3 protein-coding genes and 1 pseudogene are annotated in these 2,601 nt (G+C 45.0%); all 4 read left to right on the top strand.

Annotation, left to right across the window (positions count from 1 at the left end; genetic code table 11):
• Positions 1–60: 60 nt before the first annotated feature.
• Positions 61–462: a hypothetical protein gene (locus tag R7E29_RS16600; protein ID WP_318082755.1), complete on the top strand. Its 402-nt coding sequence runs from the start codon at positions 61–63 to the stop codon at positions 460–462.
• Positions 459–1,349: a hypothetical protein gene (locus tag R7E29_RS16595; RefSeq protein WP_262668931.1), complete on the top strand. Its 891-nt coding sequence runs from the start codon at positions 459–461 to the stop codon at positions 1,347–1,349. The genes R7E29_RS16600 and R7E29_RS16595 overlap by 4 nt, the downstream gene beginning before the upstream one ends.
• The gene (locus R7E29_RS16590; protein ID WP_017821188.1) at positions 1,343–1,816 is read left to right on the top strand and encodes a hypothetical protein; all 474 of its coding nucleotides are present in this window, start codon (positions 1,343–1,345) and stop codon (positions 1,814–1,816) included. Before R7E29_RS16595 ends, R7E29_RS16590 begins: the two co-directional genes overlap by 7 nt.
• A pseudogene (locus R7E29_RS16585) lies at positions 1,813–2,601 on the top strand (hypothetical protein); the annotation flags it as partial. The gene R7E29_RS16590 and the pseudogene R7E29_RS16585, both read left to right, overlap by 4 nt.

Here is a 2,601-nt window from a genome sequence, read left to right as displayed (position 1 = left end):
GTGACCGCCTATTCAGGTGAGCATTATTTGAGAAAGATTGTGGGCGTTAAGGTGTAAGGCATGGATAAAGAGAAAATATATGGATTAGTGGGAACGGGGTGTTTTCAAGTTATCGGAGGTACCCCTCCGCATGGATGGATAGAGATCCCTTCACCACCCGAGAAGCTGCCCGCTGTCTTACAATCAAATGGCATATGGACATATCCAGATGCAGTTCCTGGTCAAGAAGAGCCAGCTATTTTTGCTGAAGCAGAAAATCAATGGGTGGCACATGAAATGGTTTATGTGGATAGACAAGTCACATTACATGAAGACTCCGATCCTCGTTCTACGCTAACTGCTTCAGTTTGGAGAAGCTACCGGAGAGCGCTGCGCGACTATGTAAAGGATGGTGTAGTAATGATGGCCATTCGACCACAACGCCCTACGGAGAAATCCATGACAATTGAAGGCCACTTATGACTTGGCACTTATCCCAATTAAACTGGCCAAGTTACTCGCAGAACATTCAAACCAAGGCTGAGTCAGTGACAGACGCAGTCGGCGCCGTAATGAACGAAGCGATTAACCGGTTAACCAACCATACAAGTGACGCCAATTACGGGCGTCACTCTTTAAGTGAAGAGGCGAGCGCTTTGCTTAAGCTGCGTAGTGAACTTCAATCCCTACTTGTCTCAGGAGCCGTACTTACAGTGTCGCCATATCAGTTTCAAGTGGGGACCCGTTTGGACTCGGGGTGTTACCTCAATCCTAGTACTGCAATTAAAACGTTATCTAATAAGCTGCGGGATTACGCTGATAGGTACCGACCAAATGGCCATCTTCACGGTATTGCGATAATGGTAACGGCCTCTCAATTGAACCAATTCTCTCGGCAGCTCATTGAGCTTACATCATTGTTTCCAATGCCTGAGTGGTGCCAAGTAGCTAGGCAAAGTCATGCTTTAAATACCAATGACGTTGATAAGTTCCATCAACCTGCAGCGATCGCTCTACCACGCTTTAAGCCGATGGCTTTACTCAACGCTAACCCATTACATGATGCTTTACATTGGCAAGGTGCCCAAGTAGCTACGCTAGAGTCATTAGCAGACGATGACCATCACGTAATTGACAAGTTGCAGTTACTAGCAGCGAAACGCAATAAAAAGATGGAAGAAATCAAGGCTCAGCTCAACGCCCTGAAGAACCTAAAAGGAAGTATCTATGCGTTCTCCGTGGAGGGCAATGCGGAAAGTATAGCGACACGATTGAATCAAGCGGGAACGCCCAACAATAATCAATTTACATTAGCAAGCCTATTGCTTAGCTATGAACCTATGACGTTTTTTGAGGAGCTATTATGCTAGCTCTAGATGGTGTGCCAATTAACTTAGACTCGATGACCGTTGAAATGTCTATGGAGTTTAAAGACCAGGACATGAGTGGGCAGTCTTCTGGTACCGAGGTGGCAGAGCAAGGTGACAAAGGCAAAAAGCTTACCTTTAGTGGTCGTGTTCCATTCATTCGTATAGAAACACTGACCCAACTTTATGCGTTTGCTTCAGATAAAGATGAGTCGAATGCTAGGCGTATTTATCGAATCGGCAATGACATTGCGCTCGCACTTAAAATTCGCAATGTGAAGTTCACTGGACGTATTCAAGCAAGAGAACATGAAACTCTACAGGCTTGGAATGTATCTTTTGAGCTTCGGGAGTACAACAGTGTCGCCGAGCAAAAAGAGCAGCGGATTAAAGCGCAAAGCAAGCCAGAGCAGCGAGAGAATACTCGGTTGAAACAGGCACTCATCACCGCAGAGGAGGCGACTCAATGAAGTTAGAGAAGCGCTTGTATATAAGCGGCGAAGAAGTCAAGTTGGCAAGTAACATGGTGAGCTTAAAGCTTTCTTTGGGTAGTGTGGCCATCTTTGAAATTGAAGCTACACAACCCTTGAAATTATTCGAGCCGGTGCGTTTTGATATTGGATATGAAAACAAAACGTCGCCTTGGTTTGAGGGCTATGTTGATAAAATCCAATCTACAGTCAATGGCTACCAAAAAATCACAGTGAAAGAACTGACAGGTATTTTGAGTAAACGTTGGTCTCTCAGTTTAGAGCATCCAAATGCCGAGCAAGTTATTGATGCGCTCTCTCACCTTACTGGTCTCGAGTTTAATCTACCTAATAAAGAATACATGAAGACCGCGATCCCAAACTTTGTTTGCCAGGGAACGGGTTATCAATGTTTAGATCAGGTCGCTAAGGCTTTTTCTATTCCTGACTGTGTGTGGTTTCAACATACTGACCAGGTGGTTTATTTTGGCTCCTATCAAGATAGCCATTTCAACGACAAACCAATGCCACTACCTGAAGAGTTTACGAGTCGTCAAAATGGTAACAGTGTCACCTTTGTTCCGTTTCCTATGCTTAGACCAGGTCGTGTTGTGAATGGCAAGCGAGTCAATCGGGTTGACTTAATACAGGATGATATGACCGCATATTGGAAAGCTGAGCAGTCTGAAGTCATACCTAAAAAGCGAGAAACACTACAGCATTTTCCTGAATTAGCTGCGGGCTTTCACTTGCCAAAGTTCGGGCGAGTCGAAATGGTCAGAGAC

Source organism: Vibrio sp. Vb1729, from assembly GCF_033338655.1.
Classification (GTDB): domain Bacteria; phylum Pseudomonadota; class Gammaproteobacteria; order Enterobacterales; family Vibrionaceae; genus Vibrio; species Vibrio alginolyticus.
Note: the sequence above shows the minus strand (reverse complement) of the source record. Positions and strands in the feature narration are given on the sequence as shown.